At 42.9% G+C, this 22,547-nt stretch carries 19 protein-coding genes; 6 read left to right on the top strand and 13 right to left on the bottom strand.

Features of this window, described 5'->3' with window-relative positions; translation table 11 throughout:
* Positions 1-48: 48 nt before the first annotated feature.
* Positions 49-786, bottom strand: coding sequence for an NUDIX hydrolase (locus ACTQ9T_RS00730; RefSeq protein ID WP_440463772.1), 738 nt, complete (start codon positions 784-786; stop codon positions 49-51).
* Between the two features lie 541 nt (positions 787-1,327).
* Here ACTQ9T_RS00730 and ACTQ9T_RS00725 point away from each other — a divergent pair.
* Complete coding sequence (locus ACTQ9T_RS00725) at positions 1,328-1,891, top strand: NUDIX hydrolase (RefSeq protein WP_010201656.1); 564 nt, start codon at positions 1,328-1,330, stop codon at positions 1,889-1,891.
* A gap of 72 nt (positions 1,892-1,963) precedes the next feature.
* On the opposite strand, the gene ACTQ9T_RS00720 is transcribed toward ACTQ9T_RS00725, so the two are convergent.
* Entirely contained in the window at positions 1,964-5,041 is a 3,078-nt protein-coding gene (locus tag ACTQ9T_RS00720; protein WP_440463771.1) for an insulinase family protein, read from the bottom strand.
* A gap of 434 nt (positions 5,042-5,475) precedes the next feature.
* Here ACTQ9T_RS00720 and ACTQ9T_RS00715 point away from each other — a divergent pair, with 434 nt between their 5' ends.
* Positions 5,476-5,937: a universal stress protein gene (locus ACTQ9T_RS00715; RefSeq protein ID WP_010201658.1), complete on the top strand. Its 462-nt coding sequence runs from the start codon at positions 5,476-5,478 to the stop codon at positions 5,935-5,937.
* Positions 5,938-6,092: 155 nt separating this feature from the next.
* Here the strand turns inward: ACTQ9T_RS00715 and ACTQ9T_RS00710 are convergent, their stop codons facing one another.
* Positions 6,093-7,028 carry a LysR substrate-binding domain-containing protein gene (locus ACTQ9T_RS00710; protein ID WP_440463770.1) on the bottom strand — a complete coding sequence of 312 codons (936 nt, stop codon included), beginning with the start codon at positions 7,026-7,028 and terminating at the stop codon, positions 6,093-6,095.
* 192 nt (positions 7,029-7,220) lie between these two features.
* Between ACTQ9T_RS00710 and ACTQ9T_RS00705 the strand changes: the two genes are divergently transcribed.
* On the top strand, positions 7,221-8,306 hold the full coding sequence (locus ACTQ9T_RS00705; RefSeq protein ID WP_440463769.1) for a YeiH family protein: 1,086 nt from the start codon (positions 7,221-7,223) through the stop codon (positions 8,304-8,306).
* A 288-nt stretch (positions 8,307-8,594) separates the two neighbouring features.
* Here the strand turns inward: ACTQ9T_RS00705 and ACTQ9T_RS00700 are convergent, their stop codons facing one another.
* A complete protein-coding gene (locus ACTQ9T_RS00700) occupies positions 8,595-8,804 on the bottom strand; it encodes a cold-shock protein (RefSeq protein WP_010201661.1) in 210 nt (69 codons plus the stop codon).
* Between the two features lie 244 nt (positions 8,805-9,048).
* Positions 9,049-9,471: a YbaN family protein gene (locus tag ACTQ9T_RS00695; protein WP_201591952.1), complete on the bottom strand. Its 423-nt coding sequence runs from the start codon at positions 9,469-9,471 to the stop codon at positions 9,049-9,051.
* A 446-nt stretch (positions 9,472-9,917) separates the two neighbouring features.
* Here ACTQ9T_RS00695 and ACTQ9T_RS00690 point away from each other — a divergent pair, with 446 nt between their 5' ends.
* Entirely contained in the window at positions 9,918-11,990 is a 2,073-nt protein-coding gene (locus tag ACTQ9T_RS00690) for a carboxypeptidase-like regulatory domain-containing protein (RefSeq protein WP_440463768.1), read from the top strand.
* A gap of 147 nt (positions 11,991-12,137) precedes the next feature.
* Here the strand turns inward: ACTQ9T_RS00690 and ACTQ9T_RS00685 are convergent, their stop codons facing one another.
* Positions 12,138-12,524 (bottom strand): hypothetical protein, encoded by a 387-nt coding sequence (locus ACTQ9T_RS00685; RefSeq protein ID WP_440463767.1) that lies wholly within the window; start codon positions 12,522-12,524, stop codon positions 12,138-12,140.
* Positions 12,525-12,826: 302 nt separating this feature from the next.
* Between ACTQ9T_RS00685 and ACTQ9T_RS00680 the strand changes: the two genes are divergently transcribed.
* Entirely contained in the window at positions 12,827-13,957 is a 1,131-nt protein-coding gene (locus tag ACTQ9T_RS00680; RefSeq protein WP_440463766.1) for a sterol desaturase family protein, read from the top strand.
* A 226-nt stretch (positions 13,958-14,183) separates the two neighbouring features.
* On the opposite strand, the gene ACTQ9T_RS00675 is transcribed toward ACTQ9T_RS00680, so the two are convergent.
* The 5 genes from ACTQ9T_RS00675 to ACTQ9T_RS00655 form a co-directional block, all read right to left on the bottom strand.
* Positions 14,184-14,360, bottom strand: coding sequence for a hypothetical protein (locus tag ACTQ9T_RS00675; protein WP_440463765.1), 177 nt, complete (start codon positions 14,358-14,360; stop codon positions 14,184-14,186).
* A gap of 122 nt (positions 14,361-14,482) precedes the next feature.
* The gene (locus ACTQ9T_RS00670; RefSeq protein ID WP_193009051.1) at positions 14,483-14,878 is read right to left on the bottom strand and encodes a protein-export chaperone SecB; all 396 of its coding nucleotides are present in this window, start codon (positions 14,876-14,878) and stop codon (positions 14,483-14,485) included.
* A 4-nt stretch (positions 14,879-14,882) separates the two neighbouring features.
* Positions 14,883-15,191 (bottom strand): hypothetical protein, encoded by a 309-nt coding sequence (locus ACTQ9T_RS00665; protein ID WP_193009052.1) that lies wholly within the window; start codon positions 15,189-15,191, stop codon positions 14,883-14,885.
* A gap of 24 nt (positions 15,192-15,215) precedes the next feature.
* On the bottom strand, positions 15,216-15,740 hold the full coding sequence (locus ACTQ9T_RS00660) for a hypothetical protein (protein ID WP_193009053.1): 525 nt from the start codon (positions 15,738-15,740) through the stop codon (positions 15,216-15,218).
* A 408-nt stretch (positions 15,741-16,148) separates the two neighbouring features.
* Positions 16,149-19,106 (bottom strand): valine--tRNA ligase, encoded by a 2,958-nt coding sequence (locus ACTQ9T_RS00655; protein ID WP_440463764.1) that lies wholly within the window; start codon positions 19,104-19,106, stop codon positions 16,149-16,151.
* A gap of 356 nt (positions 19,107-19,462) precedes the next feature.
* Between ACTQ9T_RS00655 and ACTQ9T_RS00650 the strand changes: the two genes are divergently transcribed.
* On the top strand, positions 19,463-20,590 hold the full coding sequence (locus ACTQ9T_RS00650) for a formate/nitrite transporter family protein (RefSeq protein WP_440463763.1): 1,128 nt from the start codon (positions 19,463-19,465) through the stop codon (positions 20,588-20,590).
* Between the two features lie 140 nt (positions 20,591-20,730).
* Here the strand turns inward: ACTQ9T_RS00650 and ACTQ9T_RS00645 are convergent, their stop codons facing one another.
* Complete coding sequence (locus tag ACTQ9T_RS00645; RefSeq protein ID WP_440463762.1) at positions 20,731-21,654, bottom strand: bile acid:sodium symporter family protein; 924 nt, start codon at positions 21,652-21,654, stop codon at positions 20,731-20,733.
* Between the two features lie 390 nt (positions 21,655-22,044).
* Complete coding sequence (locus ACTQ9T_RS00640; RefSeq protein ID WP_440463761.1) at positions 22,045-22,533, bottom strand: YbjQ family protein; 489 nt, start codon at positions 22,531-22,533, stop codon at positions 22,045-22,047.
* Positions 22,534-22,547 lie beyond the last annotated feature (14 nt).

Raw genomic sequence — 22,547 nt, 5'->3', positions numbered from 1 at the left:
CTAGGGTCTGTTGAACATTTTAAGCGAAAAACTCAACTGCCCTGCGTGTTAATTGCGCGTATCTTGTATACGGTAATACCATTCAAGCTGCCGATCAAACCCCGTTTCTAATAAGCTAGCGATGACTCGTCCCGTTAAACCCCATACTGTTTCACCATCCACTTGCCAGCTGGGCGTAAGGATGGTCGCCATTTGATCTTGCATCGCATATTCTATCGCATACTCTACGGTGGGCTGAGTTAATAAGGTTTCAAAATCTGCCCAAAAAATGCGTGAGATTTCGCCAAGCTCAGGTACTAATATTAAATCTGGCGCAATAAGCGCGACAATCGGGCGCACACTCATACCGCTTTTGGACGTTTGGATCGGCAATTGACCGAGTAGCTGGACTTTATTGGGTGGTAGCGCCGTCTCTTCGCAAGCCTCACGTAATGCGGTAACGACATTGTTACCATCACCAGCTTCATGCTTACCGCCTGCACAAGATACCTCGCCAGCATGACTATTCATGTGGGCAGCACGGCGTGTCAATAGCAGCTTAGGATGGCGTTCATGGGTGATGGCAACCAATACTGAGGCATCGGCAATGGGTGTCTGATATAAGCTGTCTAAAATGCGAGTGCGACGAGAGGTGCCACCAGCGTTGTACATTGCTGGACTGGTGACAGCATTTAATGTCTCATGCTGCACTCGCTCTGCCAATTTTCTAATAGTGGGATAACGAATAAAGTCTGGCACAGCGACTGACAATTCATCAAAACTTACAGACTGCGGGGGAAGTAACATTATAATTGCCTTGTATTTTTATCAGTATAAAGCCTTGTCACAATAAGATATTCATAAAAACAATAGTCATAAAATGATAGTTATCATCATCAAATCTATAAATTTATCATTTAATAATTTCTAGGGTGTGTCCTCATTTTAAAAATGGTGATAAAAATGAGGTAAATTGCCGTCAAACAAGGAACATAGTATTGAGGACATGCCCTAGAGCGTGTGCTAACTAAAGACCCGAAATAATGTCTCAATCTAGATTAGCGCAATCGCCTGTTTACTGCATGCTATTTATGTGACTGCCTATTTGTATCATAAGAATTAATTGAGAGCCTTTCTTTTATAGCAACAAATAACGTCTCTGCGGTGAAATGATGCGTTACTGTTATCATCATTCTGTGCGAAGAAAATATGTGCTATCTTAAGGTAATGGCTGTTATTTACGATCGTACGGCAGCATGACTGTTGTACCCTAAGTATAACGCTGCACACCCAAGCTATTACAGTGACACCCCATATCCTTTCTTATCATAATAACAAGGCAGTTTATATGCGCTATTGTCTACAATGTGGCCACGAGGCTGAACGTAAAATACCGGCCACCGATAATATCCCGCGTTTGGTCTGTCCAAATTGTGGCTATATTCACTACGAAAACCCAAAGGTCATCTGTGGCTCATTGGTCGTTCACAAGGGCCGAGTATTGCTATGCCGCCGAGCGATTGAGCCACAATATGGCTTATGGACGATACCAGCAGGCTTTATGGAGAATGGCGAAACCATCGCTGATGGCGCGGCGCGTGAGAGCTTTGAAGAAGCTGAAGCGGTGGTGACCAACCCCCATTTATACTGCCTCTATGATATCCCTGATATTGGGCAAATTTATGCGATTTACTTGAACGATCTAAAAGATGGCGCTTATGGTATTGGCTCTGAGAGTCTTGATTGTGCGTTATTTAGTGAAGAAGACATTCCATGGGATAGCATCGCCTTTGAAGCCGTACGTCGCACGCTAACCAGTTACTTTGAAGATCGTAAGCAATTCGATAGCCATGATAAATTCCCTGTGCATCAAGATTATATTGGTAAAGACCAAAGCATTAAACGGTATTAATTGAGTGCTTAGGCACAAAAAAGCCAAGCTTAATGCTTGGCTTTTTTGTGCTTCATGGTAAGTCTGACCACCTTAGCTTTTTATTTTACAAACTTCAAAACCGAGATCTTTTACCTTTTCTTCTTTGTCGTAAGGCGCTAAGACTGCACGCACATGTTTTTGCCCTTGCAAATATTGCTTGGCAACGCGCTGCAAATCATCAATAGTCACGGCTAAAATTGACGCACGCATTTTACGCTGCCAGTCAGCACCGCGATGATGCAGGTCAGAAAAACATGCTTTGATCGCTTCGCCTGCTGGAGATCCCGGTTTGTCCATACCAGAGATGATACCCAAGATGGCTTCTTCCAATTGCTCATCGGTTTGCGGCTCATTTAATAGCCACTCGATACTGGCATCAAAATGGGCAAAGGTCTCAGCACACTGCGGATCACGGTAGCTAAAGAACTTAAAGGCGCAAGCATTGGCATCGTAGCCCGCACCGCCACCATAAGCACCGCCGCGCTCACGGATGGCGCTATGCAAATAGCCATTGCGCAAGTAAGGCGCTAATACCATCAAGGCTACTGTGTCCGGATGATCAGCCGCTGGAACCGTATAGGCACTAGCATTGTGATAGACGTTGGTCGGCACCAACCATGCCAAGTCCTCAACATCGAGCGCGACACCACTTTCTAACGATTTGACAACGTCTTTCTCACCATTTAGTGCCGCATCAAGTTGTAACTCGGCAAATTCGCTTGGGATATTGTCTTCAATACTAGCATCAGAGCTGCTTAGCTGCGCGGCAATACGTGGCGCTTGGCTGTCTTTCCAGCTATCGACAATCAAATTGCTTAAGCGTTCAGTTTGCTCGGCTTCACAGATGATGACGGCATGCTTAGGGAGGCTGATGAAACGTTGATGTAAATCCATCAAGCTGGTGGCTAATTTATCCCACTGTGCATCATCATTACTGGCATGGGTTAAAAAGTCCTTTAACGCGTTCAATGCTGGCAGACCACTACGCACATACTCTAACTGCGCTTGACGACTCATACCACGACTGGCCGTTTGCATGGCATAAGCATGCCCTGAACCGGCAAGGTTTGATTGCCAGCCTGCTTGACGCTGCTGCAGAATCTCTTTGATACGATCATGCTCCGTAAAGACGCTGTGCTCCATCACTTCTTTGAGCAAATCAATCGCCTCAGGCTTGCGGTTTAGTGCGCGCGTTGCCACCACAAAATAACTGCTGATAGACTGACTATCATCAATATTGGTACGTTGGCTGATACGCGCTGTCACACCTGACGAATGCGCCGCTTGCTTGGCTTGCATTTCATGGGCACTTAGCGAGTCGGTACCTAGCTCAGACAATAAGCTTAAATAAATAGGCAGTAGCGGATGATTAATGACTTCATTGACGGGTAACTCGCTTGTACCTGCATTACCAATCGCATCGGTCAACGGCACAATTACTTGATAATAATACAAGCCATTGGTGCCTGCTTCATATTCAAATAAGGTGCTGTCTTGCCCGCTCAAATTTACTTGTTTTTGCTTGCCTTGCTTAAAGCTGATATCCGTCGGTACGTCATCCAAGCCAACTTTTGGCAATAAGCTCAAATCATCTGGTGCTGCTTGACGCGCTGCCAAATCCAATGCTTGCTTGTGCAAGATAGCTTTATCATCAGCGGTCAAATCCATGGCGATAGTGTCGAGACGCGTTTGCTCAGCTGCCGCTAAACGAGCAGTTTTTTCGCTGTCTGGTGTTAGGGTCACGCGCACGCGGTGATTGTTATCCAGTAGATGTATTTTGATTAAGTTGGGCAACCATTGCTCGTCTTTTACTTGCTCACGCAGCCATTGTAGATGCTCGTCAACTTCCCACACATCGATTGGATTGCCGTCATGAATGGCGGTACTAAAGCCTTCTAGCATGAGATTCAAACCATAAGGAATGCTGTCACCGCCGATATGACGCTGATCTATCTCAATCTGATGCAGAATGGTTTCAATCGTTTCGTCATCGACTGGTGAGTTTGCAACTTCGGTCAGCAAATCAATAATGCCCTGCTCGACTGCTTCGGCATGCTCTGGATTTGAACCGCGCAGACCCGTATAAAAGACCATTTCATAATGACTGTCATCAAGACCCAAGAGTGGGCTTGGTGCTTTGCCGAGTGGATGGCTGTCCAGATAAGCACGCAACGGCGAACCTGCATGCTCAATCAACACACCTTCTAGTAGACGCAAAGCAAGGCGTTGCTTGGGGTCGGTAATCGATGGCAATAACCACGCCACAACATGATGGGTTTGGTCAGGGCCAGCTTCGTCAGCGGTATAAGTGTCGGTGGCGCTAATGGGTGCAGACAAACGCTGCTCTGGACGCGATACATGCTTCTTGCCCGCCTCAAACTGAATCAAGGCATCTTCATGGATTTTCGCCTGCGTCTCAGCGACAGGAATATTACCAAAACTCATAATCACACTGTTTGATGGATGATAATGGCTTTGATGAAACTCGACCAGCTCATGATGGGTCAAGTCCGGAATATCAGCAGGCTCGCCGCCCGAATTATAATGGTACGTCGTCGTTGGGAAGAGATGATGGGCAACAGCATGGTACAGCTGATCAATCTCGCCGCTCATAGCCCCTTTCATCTCATTAAAAACAATACCCTTAAATTGCGGCTTGTCATTTTCATCTAACTCAACACGAATACCTTCTTGAGCAAAATCAAGCGGATGAATATTCGGGAAAAATGACGCATCAAGATAAACGGCAAGCAGGTTGAAGTAATCGTTTTTGTTTTGTGTGGCGTACGGATAAGCCGTCCAATCAGCAGCGGTCATCGCATTCATAAAGGTATTGAGCGAGCGCTTAATCATTGAGAAAAACGGATCACGCACAGGGAATTTCTCAGAACCGCATAAAGCCACATGCTCTAAGATGTGCGCTTCGCCTTTTGAGTCCATTGGCTGGGTGCGAAAGCCTACCAAAAATGCATTTTCATCACTCGGATGTGCTAAGTGATAATGCATCGCACCAGTCTTGACATGCTGACTGATCAGCACATCCATCGATAGCGCCTCAATATGGCGATGCTCAATCAACTCAAATGCGGAGTGCAATGTTAGGTCAGCGGTAAATGCGGTGTCAGTCATAGTTGTCCTTAGCTCATTATGTAGATAATGCCCTGCAGTTCAGGGTAAATAGAATGGTAACAATGTGCGTGATAAAATGATCATTAAAACTTAACGCTCAAAATTTTATCGGTTTTATGGTGGGTAAGCTATAGCAATGAAAAAATGGGTCTAGCGCTAATAGATGGGGCTAGCAGACAGAGAAGTCAAGGCATTATCCTAAGAAAGAGCAGCGCTGATATAGTCAAATCCATATAAATCCGCTACATCGTCATCCGCGCTAAGCATACTAATGTATAACTTGCGCTCGGTTTCCTTGTATCGAAATTATTTGAATCCAACTATAGTACAATTAGGAAGGGCAATACCTTAGCGCTTTAAAAGTATGCCGACATTACTTAACAGCAGTCATCAGTAGTGCTATAGTTAAGACTACTTGCTACGAGGAGCACCTCATGAGTTACCAACATATTTTACTGGTTACCGATTTGTTATCTGATGCCGACACAGTAGCGCAAAAAGCCAAACAAATCGTCGATAACCGTCCGGGTTCTAAGCTGTCTGTACTGCATATTGTCAAAGATACGATGGTTGGTTTTGGCTATGAGCTGGTGCCCGCCTCTAGCTTATATGACCAGATTGACGATGAGCGTTGCCAAGAAGCACGAGCCAAGCTAGCACAATTTTTAGAGCGTAATGGCTTAACTGCCGTCAATGCCGAGGTGACCACCGCCATCTCTAGTAGCGAAGGTATCGTCAATTATTGTCATAAGCATGATGTTGATTTACTGGTTATCGGTCGTCATGAGCGCCATGGTATCGTGGCATGGCTTAGTGGGGCAACAGCAGATAATATCTTGCCAAATGTCCCCTGCGATAGCTTAGTCGTGAGACTGGATAAGCCAGTTAATAAATAAGCAATCACCTTTCAATAAACAATGCTTAAGTGTAAAGGCGGCTTAGCTTTAATGAGTTGACTTGAGCCGCTTATATTACAAACTAAACAGAACATTTTATAAAACGTCCTATAGTCATGGCTATGGGACATTTTTTTATTATCTGTCTCTACCCCTCATTCTGATGTCAAAATATCAATAAAGCTTTGCCAAATTGGGCTTTGATGGCGGGCTTTGTGCCACACTAGCCACCAAGTTCGCGACAAATCGATGCCTGCCACTTTTACTTGTACTAACTTACCGCTGACCAATTCTGCCTCAATCACGTGCTGTGATAGACAACCCAGCCCAATATCGGCACTGACCATATGCTTGATCGCTTCCGATTGCTGAATGGCCATGATGACTTCGGCATCGGGCATATGCTGTAATAATTGCTCATCGATAATTTGCCGAGTACCCGAACCTGCTTCGCGTACTAACAAGGGTAGCTTTGCCAGTTGTTCAATACTAATCTCGTAGCAATTATCCACATCGTTATACGCTGCCATGTTTGTCAACCATTTGCTATCGCGTTTGGCAAAGACCATCAAGGTGTCCGTTCGCCATGCACGCTGCTCAATGACCTTAGTATCCGCAGGTCGCGGCATCCCTTCTACTAGCGCAATATCTATATTTAGCTGCTCGACCTCCGCAACTACCTCTTGGGTATTGGCGATATAAGTGTTCACATTTGCATTTGGCAAGGCTCTATACAACTCAGCCAGCAGCGGTGGCAATACATAGTTGCCTATGGTCGTACTCGCGCCAATATGAATCTGTCCTGCTTGATGCTTGTGATAATGTTCAATCGTCAGTGACTGCCCCAAAATTGCCTGCGCTTGCACATAAATGGGATGGGCATTTGGATGCTGATTAAGCCTACGCCCAACGCGCTCAAACAACGGCATTTGCAGTCTGGATTCGAGCTCAGTCAGCGCGCTACTGACGGCTGACTGTGATAAATGCAGCGCTTCACTGGCACGGCTGGTGCTACCCGTCTGATAAATACTCACAAATACCGCCAATTGTTTTAGCGTAATCTTCGGTAGCGTCTGCATCGCTTTTTTCATTAATTAATGACACCTTATGCCCGTCTTTTAGGACTAATCTTTTAATATCAAACGGTCAATACAACCCTATTAACCCAAATTTTCGATAGTTTGTATCTTATTAATCTGTTTTTATTATAAATCAGCTTATCTTATACTGTCTATTCATAAGTTTATGCTTATGTCGATTAGCAATAATAGGATAGCTCTGTCATGCACGCTTTTACCCACTCAGTAAATCGTTACTTTCCAAGCAATCGGCACTTAGCAGGATTGGTCGTGGTGCTGGTCGGTAGTTTATTTTGTTTATGGCTCAATACTGGTCTAGACACTTGGTCAAACGGGCGTATCGTCGGACTGTCCTCTTTAACATTGGCAATCTTGCTCGGTATGGTCTTAGGCAATACCGTATACCCTAATTTCGCTGAGCAGCTAAATGCTGGCGTATGCTTTGCCAAAGGTCAAATCTTGCGCCTAGCGATTATGTTTTATGGGTTTAAGCTAACGATGACCCAAGTGGCTAGCGTGGGTATGCCAGCGATTATGACGGATGCACTGGTACTGACATCGACTTTTTTATTGACCTATTGGCTGGGTACGAGATGGCTAAAAGTCGATAAAAAAACGACTATATTGATTGGTTCAGGCGCTAGTATTTGCGGAGCAGCCGCTGTAATTGCCGCAGAGCCAGTGGTCAAAGCAGAAGCGCATAAAGTTACTATCGCTGTGGCAACCGTCGTCGTCTTTGGCACTATTGCGATGCTACTCTATCCATTCCTATATCATATTGGTTGGTTACAGCCTTGGTTAAATGCTCAACAATACGGCATCTATACTGGCTCGACAATACACGAAGTCGCGCAAGTCGTGGTCGCAGGTAACGCGATCAATCCTGAAGTTGGCAATACAGCCGTCGTGACTAAAATGATACGCGTCATGATGCTCGCCCCTTTTCTACTGATTTTATCCTTTGCTTTGACCAAGGGTGACAATGATAGTCATGGCGAAAAAGTATCATTTATAGACCGTGTTAAACAAGTCAACGTGCCATGGTTTGCCTTTATTTTTATTCTTATCGTCATACTGCACACATGGATACCGATGTCTGACAGCTTTGAGCAGAGTATGGTCATGTTTGATGATGTTTTGCTAACGATGGCGATGTTTGCACTGGGTTTGACGACTCATCTGAGCGCGATTAAGCAAGCTGGCGTGAAGCCACTAATCTTGGGTGCTATTATGTTTGCTTGGCTAATCATTGGCGGTGGCTTGATTAATATTGGCATTAGCTCTATCTGATAGATTCACCACACTCATTAAAAAAAAGGCCTCCAACTATTTATAGTCGGAGGCCTTTTTAATATATAGTCAAAATACCCCAAAAACGCGACGATACTGCCGATATCCATTTTTTGTAGCCTCTGTCTGCATAGGCACAGCAAGCAAAAAAATTGATATTAGCAGTGCGTGATGTATCGATATTACTTTTCACTGACTATATTATCTAATACTGAATGACAGATGAAAAAAAACGAACCCGAAGGTTCGCTTTTTTTTCATCTTGCTCTAAGTGTCTATAAAGACAGATTAGATAGCAACGATGTTATGGGCTTGTGGGCCTTTTTGACCTTGAGTTACAGTGAACTCAACTTCTTGGCCTTCAGCTAAAGTTTTGAAGCCTGAACCAGTGATTTCGCTGTAATGAGCAAAAACGTCTGCGCCAGTTTCTGGAGCGATAAAACCAAAGCCTTTAGCTTCGTTGAACCACTTAACTGTACCTTTTTGAGTATCTGACATATTGATAATCCTACTTTTTAATTTATTAATGGCCTAGTGACCGGTAACGCTTGCAAATAGCTACTGAACGATAAATATTAAAACGAAGGATTATAACTAATACTACGAGGTAATGATTTGGTGCAGAACTGCTCTTAAGCTTGGGCGTATTATAAGGGGTACATCCTAGTATCGCAAGCCTTATCTGACATTTCGTGTAACAAAGCCCTTTTATTAGTCATTTTTGGTTCAAATTGCAACGATTTTAGGCATTTGGCAAGCGGAACAAATACACCGCAACCCCACTACAAACAGTGGCTACCGCCCATGCCACCCACATCGTATCGGCTGGCAAGCGATAAAATAACATTGCCGTCGATATAGTCATCATTATCGTTGCCAACCACTTGGCATAGAGAGGTACAGCATGATTATTTTCCCAATCACGGACAAACTTCCCAAAGTATTTGTGATTGATCAGCCAAAAATGGAAGCGCCGTGAGCTGCGTGCCCAGCACCCTGCTGCCAGTAGTATAAAAGGCGCAGTTGGCATCACGGGTAACAGCACTCCTATAATACCCAATATAAAAAACACCCAACCCAGTATGACAAACGTCCAACGCACTGCGGGGCTTCTCGATTGATTGGTATTAGGTCTATAGTAAAATGTTTTTTTATGATTGGTCATATAAGTAGTGTCATTCAACGATGCATCAGTTGGGGTAAGTAGTTATTTATGTTTTGTGCAATAACTACCTATATAGGTAGCTAAGCATGCAATAAAGGCTAAATCGGCTCAATATTATTTTTGCATCTTTATGTCATTTTTCACACCGACGAACCCTCAATCTGTAACTCACCAAATATTAACGCCCATGATTAACAAAATAATAGATAGCCTCTATTTTAATTACTAGAATATTGTTTGATTATAAGGCATAATTTATTTGTTGCTAGTTCATGTTCATTAGTAACTATTTATATCAGTAGTTTTTGCTTCTATCAAAAGACATTGTTATCAAATCGATTTCTATAAACGTTGTTTTTACAGGCTTTTCTTCAATGAATTACAGAGATCAAAACCATTAAAATCCGCAGATAAACCAAAGTACTGTCTAAATAAGAGACCTTTTTATGACCAAATTCAACACCCTAACTGCCAGTATATTGTTTGCTGCTTTGAGCTTAACGGCTTGTAGTGATGACAATGATACAGTCGCTCAGCCCAATAAGCCTGACACAAACACTCAACAACAGCATATCAGCGGTATGATAAAAGATGCCAATGGCAGCCCTGTGGTAGGTGCTGAAGTCAAAATCGGTAAAAGTGCGGTGACTACTGATAGCGCAGGCACTTATTCTTTGAGCTTAGATAAATCAAAGTTTGATGCAGTCATTTTAGTACGTAAGACAGGCTATCTAACGATGGCGCGTGAATTCAAAGTAGCATCTAAGCGTTCGCATAAATTAGACATTACCTTGACTGTCGATCAAGTCACAAACGCCTTCGCCACCAGTGCAGGTATTAGTGAACTACAAGTATCAGGCGCTAAGATAAGCATCCCAGCGAATAGTATCGTCAAAGCAGATGGCAGCAGCTACACAGGTACCGTCAATATCGCTGCCAACTACTACAATCCAGACTCTATCGCAGGGGCACAGTCCTTTGCACAGCCTTTTTCTGGACAAAACAATGATGGCAGTCAGCAGACAGATCTGGTCACCGTCGGTGTCATTGATGTCAAGCTCACTGACCCTGCTACAGGCGCAGCGCTTAATCTCAAGAAAGGCACTCAGGCTACTTTAATTTACCCTAAAGTATCAACCGACCAAAACCTACCTTCTATTCCTTTGTGGTATTACGATGAAGAACAAACTGTTTGGGTGAAAGAAGGTGTCGCTACTCGTCAAGCAGACGGTAGTTATAAAGGACAAGTCTCTCACTTTACGCTATGGAATCTCGACATTCCTATCGGAGAATATTACGCACTATTAAAAGGCTGTGTAATTGATGCCAAAACTAAAAAACCGTATACCAAAGATGATTTTTCTGGTCAGGTAACAGGGCGAGGCAGTTTCTTTAGTGCTGGTGCGGCTGATAGCGAAGGTAAATTTAGTATCAAAGTACCTTTTAATACGCCTTTAACCTTATCTTCTTATCTATATTCGGTTAAATTCAATACCATTCGAATTCCTGCCTTGGCACAAAATGGTACTTATCAAATCAATAATGGTAATTGTATCGAAATAGAAACTATTGATAGTGATGGTGATGGTGAAATAGACCTCAATAATAGTGATGTGGGCGGGACATTTGATGAGCTACCGCTAGCGCCTGTCCCTGTGACACCTACACCTGTAATACCAGATACGCCATTTCAGCCACCCACAGAACAAAATACGACCGGTTTAATTGGTTATACTTTTAATTTTGAAACTGATTCTGATAACGCTTCAGGGCTTGAAGATATCTCATTTAGTACCTTGAGTACTAAAAGCAGTAACTCGCTTAATAGCATTAAAAAATCATTATATGTCACCCAAGATTACGAGGGTGTTGAGGCAGAAAGCCTCCTTTTATTAACGACGATGGGGATAAGCCCTGCATTTAAATACTCTGTGACCACTGATAACGCCCTTAATATTGAGCAATTCAATACAGTTTTTAGCAATAATAGATATACGCAAAGCTTGAGCAATGGATACGTATCAACGGGGACTTATACCGATGTCTCACTTTCTGGTCAAAAAATTGGTAACGTATTTGCTCTTGAGAACAATGATGATGATTACAATGATATACCCGATAACGTGATTAACGCACTCAATAACTTGCCTACTTCATTGAGTGTATTTAGTAGTGGTGCCAGTTGTAAAAAGACACTTACTGGTAGCGTCAACGTCGATTATATTGAACTTATCTATAAGTTACCTACCTTAACCTTTGAACAAGCTATAAAAGGGTTTACCGATTCTAGAAGAGGCACATGGGCGGGAATACCTTGGATCGCTGGTGTGAGAGACCTTACTGATGACGATGCACCCATCGCGTATGTCAATTACAACGATGATGTATACGCAGGTTCTTATAATGAAGCTGCTCTTGGAGGCTTAAAAGAGTCAGAAAAAAATGATTGTGGGCTTTATAACGAAGTCGCCAAGAATCAAATTCTTACCGCTTTACGCACTGCCTATCCGACGCTTTAAAGATTACAACTGTCGTAATTCTTAACTAAAACTCAAAACCGCTCACAGTCTAGACTGTGAGCGGTTTTTCCGTACTAAACAGATTAGGAATCAAAAGCTAATTGCTAAATTTGAGCTTTATTCGATGGCATCTTACTCAGTATCTGCTTATTTAAGATAACCTTCCCAGTTGTCCGCAATTGCCTTAGGAAAACAAAATGATCTTGGGGCGACGGTAATTGCTATCGGAACTAAAATCTGTTTACTGACACCGCCAATGCGGGCGCAGCTCTGTACATAAGGCACGTCATAATAAATCACTCGCAAAGCATTCTGCGGACAGAGGTCTGCGCACTGGAAGGATTTGACGACTGCGGTACCATGATGATAGCCAATCACCCACTGCTGCGCGCCTTCGGTTGGTGCTGATTCTTTTTGCTGGACAGCTCGAATAAGGTCGGCATCTGTTAAGGTGTCTTCATTCGTCGGTGGTGAGACGCAAGCCGTTAAACTTGCTATTAAGATACTCAAGGTAAGCAGTTTAGTGGTTTGCATGGCGTCTCTCCTTTGACTATGAGTCTTCCCTTCTGCATTTCATAGTATAACAAGCATAAAAAAACCGCTACAGCGTAATGCGGTAACGGTTTTTTCGCCCTAGGCAAGCTAAGAACTTCCTTTTAAAAGCTTTTGTTTTTAGATGCTTTTGTTTTATGTGCTAAGGGTGAATTGTGAATCAACTATAGCTACCTCAATTATGAAAATCCACAGTATTTGTCTAAAAATGTTGAGTAATTAACATATTCATTTGTGCTAAACAATGCTAAATTAGATTCAAATGGCATTAGCAAATTAAATCTATGAGCAAATTACTCCGAAAGCACTTTGAAGACCGTGAAATAAAAAAAGGCTCAGGACAAGTGTCCGCCTTTGTTGCGGTGTCTTTGGGCATACTTGCTACGCTTGCGGCTTTGTGTTTTTTATTCCCCAATCTGCTCACCACGCCAGATTTTAGACCCTTATATAATGCCAATATTTTACGAGGTATGTTGTTTGCCAGTGTGGTTATTGGCTTTGTGTCAGGTATTATTAGCCTACTACGCAATCCGTCTAAGCGCTGGGGAATGGCGGGTATGTTACTCAATGCTTTTGCAGCGCTGCTCGCATCAGGACAGATCGAGCCCAATTACTATGACCGTAGTATGTATGCAGGCTTGGACTATTTTATTTTAACGCTGGTAATTTCCGCGCTGGTGTTCATTCCTATGGAGCGGTTTTATGCCAAATATAAAGAACAAAAACTGTTGCGATCTGGCTGGGTAACCGACATTAAATACTTCATGTTTAGTCATTTAGGTATACAGCTATTGAGCTTTTTTACCATCATTCCTGCGCAGATTTTATTTAACCAATGGCTTAATCCTTCATGGCATCAGATGGTAAGTGGTCAGCCTTTAGTGCTGCAATTTATAGAGATTTTGATCATAGTGGACTTTTTTAGTTACTGGATTCATCGCAGTATGCACAAAGTCCCGTCACTGTGGCGCATACATGCTGTGCATCATTCTTCGCATCACATGGACTGGCTGGCGGCAAGTCGGGTGCATGTGTTTGAGCTGATTGTGAATCGCTTTGTCGGTTATATTCCATTATTGTTTATGGGCTTCTCTCCAGCAGCAACCTATGCTTATTTGGTGTTTATCTCTTTTCACGCCATTTTTATTCATGCCAATGTACGTTTCCGTTTTCCGTATTTTCGCTGGCTGCTTGCAACGCCAGAGTTTCATCATTGGCATCATTCATCAGAAAAAGAGGCGTGGGACAAAAACTTTGCCGCTTTTCTGCCCATTTATGATGTGATATTTAAAACCGCTCATCTGCCAGACCATTTACCCAAAAAGTACGGTACGACAGCCAATACAAACATACCAGAGGGCTTTGTGGCGCAGTTAACATATCCGCTGCAACACAAACAACGCAAAAAAAATTGACCTGAATTTAGGTTCTTATCTGCTACAGGAGTGGTAAATTCCTTATGAATACCACGTACGCTACCGATTAGTTGCTGCCTCAGAAATAAAAAAGCCGCTACAGCATGACACGGTAACGGCTCTTTTGCCCTATGCAAGCTAAAAACTGAATTTCAGATACTAAGGGTGAGTTGCATATCGTAGGTTGGTGTGGAGCTTGCGACACCCAACGGTTTGATTATGATAATCAACTATAAAAGCTCATGTAATCATCATTGATCAGTTTGCCCGCTGCGTCTAAGGCAAAGCAGCTGATGTCCATCTCTATTGAGCTTTGGCGAGTAAACTTAAGCGTGATGGGTGCGCTATCGTCAATAGCAAGGTTGCTTAAAGGCGCGCGTTGTCCGACGGTGAGATGGTTCATGGTGTTCCTTACGTTAGCGTATTATTCCTTTGAAGATAATAGACTAATTACTGACGTTAAAAAACCGCTACAGTATTTGCTGTGGCGGTTTTTAGTTTGAAACAGAATAGAATTATTTACTACTATTTTCCATACCGTATAGTAGGCACCTCTACCAAAGGCAAATGGAAATTCAAATCAGAACGTACACATAAAGATGCAACATTCTCTCTGACATAAGGCATAAGTATTAAAGGAGCATTATTACGAGACCAATGATCTAACTTATCTCTTGGAAAACTACCTTCTAAAGCGAATATTCCAAAAATATCAATCTGTATATTGAATCCATCTTCTTGAGTAACATTACAAATAAAGTTGACTATAATAATATCATCGTCAGGTGCTGGTAATTTAGAACCGACTTTAAATTGAACATCAATTTCTATTTCTTCTTTGGTGGCTATATCTCTATTTAGAACTTCTAAGTAGAGTTTATTTACCTGTATTGATTTAAGTTGTATCGGATGATGTTTCATATTCTCACGCAGCTAAAAGATATTTTTTACTGTTACAAGTAGTATTAGTTACAGAATTATCAATAGTCTTCAGTATTACTTTTAGGCTATCAGTTGTTCTATATCTTTTCGCACAAATATGGCTTACCAATATAGTCTCCTCAATCACAGAAAATTCATCTGATTCCGAAGATGATATGTTAAATTTCCATAATTGGTTTAAAGTGCTTACAAAAGCTTTTTTTTCTACTCTTGAAAGCTTTTCCTTCATATCTTCTTTTGCAGTAGATTGAATTCTTTCAACTGTTTTTTCTAATGCTTGCTGAAGGTTCATATATATTCCCCTTAAATTTTAATATTAGAAACTATCTAATATATTGATATCTACGTCGTCTTTGATAATGATAGCTGGAAAAGAATTAGCAAACGCTACATTTCTTCCCAAATTTGGCACAGATAAATTAATTTTTACTAAATTAAACTTACAAGAAAGGTTACTTTCCAATTCTTCAATAAATACATCTAATTTTGCTCCATAGCTGCTCTCATCGTAACTACCTATAGGAAAAGCTTTATTAAAGCTCTCCTGAACTTGACCTTCAAAATTCAATATACTATCGACATTAGTTAATATTTCTACCTCAATGTTAACTAATGTACAATCCTTTTCTTGATCATAAGAACCCTGTTTTTTAGCAAAGTTTGTCCATGCATTGGCACAATATACTGCAGTACTTCTATCATGGAGATAATGCCAGAAGTATACTCCTCGTCCTGCTTTACCCACTTTTCCATCAGGGTCTACTTTAAATCCGTTAACGAGGATAGATTCTGCATGATACTTAGTCGTACCGTGGATGCCTTTTAGTGTAGATATATTCACAGTTGAAACGACCAGTAACATTTAAGGTTTAGAGTGTGTAATAACATTCAGCTACGCTAATCACAGTATCTTTAAGAGCATACTTTAATGAGATTGTATCCTTTGAACATATTCATCATAATAGTATTATCAATAGAGTTACATCGATATTTCCTAATATACATCTTGAATAATATGATATTTTATTCTTACGCATAGATTATACATTTTTTAAATAGTGACTTCATTACAAATAATGTTAACAGAAGTCTATTTTTTCGTTACATTCTATCGATTAAGCTTGTAAAAAACCTTTCTCACAGTTATCTGTTATGACTTGCAGTCCAATAATCTTTTTAAAGTAAACAATAAAAAACGCCATCACAATTGTGACAGCGTTCTTTATTACTATAGATATTTACGCCTTATTTACAACGCCTTTAACTGCTCCATCTGCGCTGTCATCGCGGTCAACTGCCCTTCTAGCTCAGCCAATTTGGCCTTTTCAGCATTGACCACTTCCGCAGGTGCTTTACTCACGAAGCCTTCATTACCTAGCTTACGCGCGATACCTTCGGCTTGACCTTTCAACTTATCATATGACTTACCCAAACGTGCCAGCTCAGCTGTTGGATCAATTAGACCTTTCATCGGTACGAGTACACGTAGCTGACCGACCATGCTCGATGACGATAGCGGAATCTTTTGATCAGAGCCGTCACCACTATTTATAATCTCTAAGCTCTTGACTTTGGCAAGCGCTTTGAACTGGTTTTTGATACGTGATAGACGCGCATCTTCATCAGCAGAGATATTTTGTAGTAGTACTGGCAGACGTACGGCATTGCCCAGTTTCATCTCACCACGGATGTTACGGACGCTAGCGATGAGCTCCTGTAGCCACGCCATATCCGCCTCAACCTGCTCACTGATTTGTGCCTCATCCGTTTTTGGATAGTCAGCGACTACAATGCTATCGGTGTCTTTGCGATTCAGTAGCGGTGCAACCGTCTGCCAGATTTGCTCGGTCAGATACGGCATGATTGGATGGCTAAAGCGTAGCGCCGTCTCTAGCACGTGCAGCAGTACATAACGGATTTGCGCTTTGCGTTCGTCCGATACCGAGTCATCATTTAAACTGGCTTTGGCAAGCTCAACATACCAATCACAGTACTCATTCCAGATGAACTCATAGATATCTTGGCTGACCATATCGAGACGATACTGAGCGAAATGCTGATGGATATCGGCAACGGTAGAGTTCAGACGACTCATGATCCATTTTTCTGGCAATTCCCATACGTCAGGGTTTGCCGCTTGGTCGATAGGCTTGGCAGCACCTTCGCTATCGACACAGTTCATCAGTACAAAACGGCTGGCGTTCCAGATTTTATTACAGAAGTTACGATAGCCTTCGACACGCTTTAGATCAAAGTTGATATCGCGACCGGTACTGGCCAATGAGGTAAAGGTAAAGCGCAATGCATCCGTACCAAAGGCTGGGATGCCTTCTGGGAACTCTTTACGCGTTTGCTTTTCGATTTTGGCCGCGTCTTTTGGATTCATCATATTGCTGGTGCGTTTTTCTACCAGCGCTTCTAGATCAATACCATCGATTAGGTCAATCGGATCTAAGACGTTACCTTTCGATTTTGACATTTTTTGACCATTGCCATCACGTACCAGACCATGCACATAGACAGTCTTAAACGGTACTTGCGGCGTGCCGTCTTCGTTTTTCACGAAGTGCATGGTCATCATGATCATGCGAGCAACCCAAAAGAAGATAATGTCAAAACCTGTCACCAACACGCTGGTTGGGTGGAAGGTGTCCATCACGCGTGGATCGGCGTTGACGTCTGCCCAGTCAAGCGTACTGAACGTCCATAGACCAGAGCTGAACCACGTATCGAGTACGTCATTATCTTGGCGCAATACGATATCATCGCTGAGACTGTATTTACTACGTACTTCGGCTTCGTCACGGGCGACATAGATTTCACCCGTCGCATCGTCATACCATGCAGGGATACGATGTCCCCACCACAGCTGACGGCTGATACACCAGTCTTGCAGATCGGTCATCCACGACATATACATGTTTTTGTACTGTGCAGGGACGAACTCGATGCTGCCGTCTTCTACTGCATCAATCGCAGGCTTGGCCAGCTCTTTAACTGCGACATACCACTGATCGGTCAACCACGGCTCAACGATCGTACCGCCACGCTCAGCACGCGGGGCTTTTAGCGCGTAGTCTTCGATATCTTCTAGCCAGCCCTGCTCGCCTGCTTGCTCAACAAGGAACTTACGCGCAGCAAAACGTTCTAAACCAGCATAGTCACTTGGCGTGGTCTCTAACGTTGGCTCACGCGTTTGCAAGTCAGGATAGACTTCCATCGATGCTAAGATATTGGCGCGCTCATCAAGGATGTTGATCAATGGCAAGCTATGACGACGACCCAATTCATAGTCGTTGAAATCATGCGCTGGGGTGATTTTGACACAGCCCGTACCGAAGTCTTTTTCGACATAATCATCAGCGACGATAGGCACGACGCGACCAGTGATTGGCAAGGTAATGGTTTTACCGACCAAGTGTGCATAACGCTCATCGCTAGGATTGACCGCAACAGCCGTATCACCAAGGAGCGTTTCAGGACGTGTGGTGGCGACGACCAGATAGTTTTTACCATCTTGGGTCGTTAAATCTGTATCCGTGAAATGATAGCGGAAATGCCACAAGCTGCCTTTTTCATCGTGGTTTTCTACTTCTAGGTCAGATAATGCCGTTTGAAACTTTGGATCCCAGTTAACCAAACGCTTACCACGATAGATAAGGCCATCATCAAACAGACGAACGAACACTTCTTTTACCGCGTTAGATAGACCATCATCCATGGTAAAGCGCTCACGTGACCAATCAACCGAGCTGCCCAAACGGCGAATTTGGCTAGTGATATTGCCGCCTGACTCTTCTTTCCATTCCCACACTTTATCGATGAAGTCTTCACGCGTCATATCACGGCGCTTGATACCTTGTGCTTCTAAGCGACGCTCAACAACCATTTGAGTGGCGATACCTGCATGATCCGTACCTGGCTGCCACAGCGTGTTATCACCATCCATGCGGTGGTAACGTGTGAGCGCATCCATGATTGCGTTGTTAAAACCATGTCCCATGTGCAGCGAGCCAGTGACGTTCGGTGGTGGTAGCGCGATAGAGAACGACTCATCTTTATCAAACGTCGGCTGAAAATAGCCGCTGTCTTCCCAGCCTTGATACATGCCTGCTTCGACTTCCGCAGGATTATAGGCGTTTTCAAGTTGGCTTAAGGCGGCTTGGATAGACTGGGTTAAATTATTTTTGCTATTAGGTTTACTCATAAGGCTCTCAGACTAAAACGTAAATGGATTAAATAAATAGTAAGCAAAAGTATGGTTATCGCTGAATTCATACAATTAACCAACGCAAGCTGGGTTCAGGCATAGCGCTAACGCTGGATAATAATAGGTGATTCGAGCAAACAAAAAAGTTAGTAGGATGATTTTATCTTATATGAGCAGATTTTGTTAGTATCGAATGCTTTTTCGATACTTGCAGTCGTTATGGCCTTACTGTAACTTATTAAAATAAGCTTTTTTGCATTGCAGCAACATGGCAACGGCTATGACGTTGACACTGGTTTGACCGTTATTTTTATATCCTTCACTCACCGCTCCTCTTATATAAGTTTACTGTCATGCCTAATACCAAAGACAATTCTAATAAAAATAATGATCCGAGTTCGACAGCTAGTATTCACGCGGCGCAGAGTAGTGACAATGCCGATAAGAAGGACAATAACGAGGCGTTAGAAGTGGCTACTGGAACCAATCAGGATGATGCTCAAAATGAAAGCCAAAATGACTCTGAAGACGCAAACCAAAATGAAGGTTTGCCCAAAGGTGACGCCATAAAAGATGAAGATTTGCCAAAAGAAATCAGTGACGAAGACAAAGAAACCATCAAAGAAGTGGCCAGCGATGACAACTTAAGCGAGCCAAAAAGTTATGCCAGCATCTTAGTCGAGCAAGTCATCGATGCCAAAGAAACCTTTAATCGCTCTCTTGGCTCGTTATTTACCAGTGCCTTTACTGCAGGATTGGAGATTGGTATTAGCCTGTTTATGATTTTGTCCGCATTCGCCCTATTGACCGATGTAATGCCCAATCAATATGCCATGGTGCTGGCGTCATTACTTTATCCGATTGGCTTTATTATCGTCGTCATTGGTCAGTCGCTATTGTTCACTGAACAAACGTCTCTGCTGAGCCTACCGGTACTCAATGGTATCGAACCATTAAACAAACTCATGCGGCTTTGGGGGATTGTCATCGCTGGCAATATCGTTGGCGGCTGTTTATTTGCAGCGTTGATGATCGGTTTGGGTTTGCATATGCATCTGTTTGATGTCAGCGATATCGACGCCTATTCCGAGCATGTTTTAGGATTTGAATGGTGGGTTATATTTGGTAGCGCCGTACTAGCAGGTTGGATGATGGGCGTTGCTGCGTGGCTTGTCACCTCGGCACGCGATACCCTTAGCCGTATCGTGCTGGTGTCCTTAATCACAGGCAGTATTGGCTTTTTGGGTTTGCATCATAGTATCGTGGGTAACATTGAGGTATTTTCTGCTCTATTGTATGGCAATACCGTCAGTTTTTGGCGTTACTTGATATTTTTAGTGGTGGTGATATTGGGCAATACCGTCGGCGGCGTGGTATTTGTCGCGGTTCTCAAAAACCGTACTTTCTTATTTGATATCGCCAAAGTTAAGCAGCAAAATAAAGACAACAAAATAGCGAGGATGGATAGACGAGATCGCTAGAGTAATCAAATGACTATCAACTCATTATCAACTCATAAAGCCTATGATTCGTACAAAAATATGCCAGCGCAAACTCATTATTTAAGAGTGTGCGCTGGCAATATTTTATAAGCAATAAGTGCTCAACACTGATGACACTTTTAAAGCATACGGGCGGCCAAAACCCCTTGTTCTATTTCTTTTTTCTTCAGCTTATTGAACTTCGAGCTAAATACTCTCACCAATATACCAGCGGTCAAGAACATGACTAACGTATAGATAGCTGGTGTCATCGACATGTCGTAATTAGACAATAGCGTGAGCGCCATAAATATAGACAAGGTGCTGTTTTGCAAGCCAACTTCCATAGTGATGGACGTTCGCTGTGCTAGGTTTAAGCCCAACCATTTACTGCTATAGTAACCAAGCGCCATGGTTGACAGGTTTAGTAGCAACGATACTGGTCCGGTAGCGATAAGGGCCTCAACGATGATATCTCTTTGTACATAACTCAAAAACACCACTAAGAATGTCAAAAACGTCACGCCAAAACGAGAGACTATGACTTGTGAGCTATCAGCAACCCTTGGCGCAAAGCGTTTGATCAGCATACCAATACTAATAGGCAGAATGGTGATGACGAATAAAGAAATCATGGTCTTTATAATCGGCAGTTGAAACTCGCTGCCAGCACCCATAAAGTGAATCAGTGAAAAACTCAGGACAACAGGAATACTAAATACCGTGACGACACTAGCAATGGCCGTCATAGTGACTGATAACGCTACATCGCCTTTGGCAAGGAAGGTAAATAAGTTGGAAGTGGTGCCACCCGGACAGAGCACGAGTAACATGACTCCTACCGCATACTCAGGTCGCAACGGCATAATATTTGCCAGTGCAAAACCAATAATCGGCAACAAGATAAGCTGATTGAGCAAGCCAATACTGACCGCTTTTGGGTATTTCAAAACACGTTTAAAGTCGTTGGTAATGAGGGTCATACCCATGCCCATCATAATCAAAAATAGGCAAAGGGGAATAACGACTGAGTTTACTAAGGTGACTATTTCAAGATTTTCCATAACTACATCCATGTAGATAAGACCTGTCTATAGGTCGACACACAGCGCTTGTCCTTAATGCACTTGATCAAAGCACTTAATGGCTAGGTTGCTGTAGAATTTATAACGATATTTTTCACGCTAGCGGTATAAGCCAATCCTGCTAATACACGTACACCAGCATATCGAACGATAAAATTAAGTATAGCGTTGTCGCGTGCTCATGACTTACATCATTCAGTTACTCCCCGGTCAATAATGGGCTTTTGTAATGAAATATAGGTTTGAGTTATTTACGCTGATAGATGTAAATATAAATTTTAGGATGGCATGCTTACGATGGCATTGAAGAAACAAGCATTGATGACTATCGGAAAAGCTATGGAAACTTACAGATAATTAGGCGTTGGCTCAGCTATTTAGGTGGTCAGTTGCTGTGTCGATATCGACCACTGCTGTGCCATAGGCAATGGCTTCGACCATGCTGCCCAATTGATTGATACTAGTGACTTCAAGACGTAAACCATAGATATGATTGTAGCCTTTGGCCTGTGCCTGCGTGCGCATACGGACGATAGCCTCACGCCGTGCGCGATCTAGCAAAGTCTCATAAGTGGTTAAGTTTTTGCCAAATAAACTCAGTACCCGAGCGATAATCATCTTAAAGTAATCTTGGGCAATCACCACGCTGCCCAGCACCAGCTCACCTTTACTATCGGCTGCCAGCTTGGGGTAATAAAAGCGCTCGCTTGAGACCACGATGTGACCCAAGGTTTGCTCTGCGATACTGAGCTGTGCTAAGTGTTGGCGCTCATGACGCGATCCAAAGAACCACCCCACCACGAATAATATAATAAGCGGCGCGTAGTTAATGAGGAATTGAGTCATAGAATTATTCATGGCACGTCTCTTAT

Source organism: Psychrobacter sp. ASPA161_6 (assembly GCF_051970285.1).
In the GTDB taxonomy this organism is placed as follows: Bacteria; Pseudomonadota; Gammaproteobacteria; order Pseudomonadales; family Moraxellaceae; genus Psychrobacter; species Psychrobacter glaciei.
The sequence above is the reverse complement of the archived record's forward strand: the minus strand, read 5'-3'. Positions and strand labels throughout refer to the sequence as shown.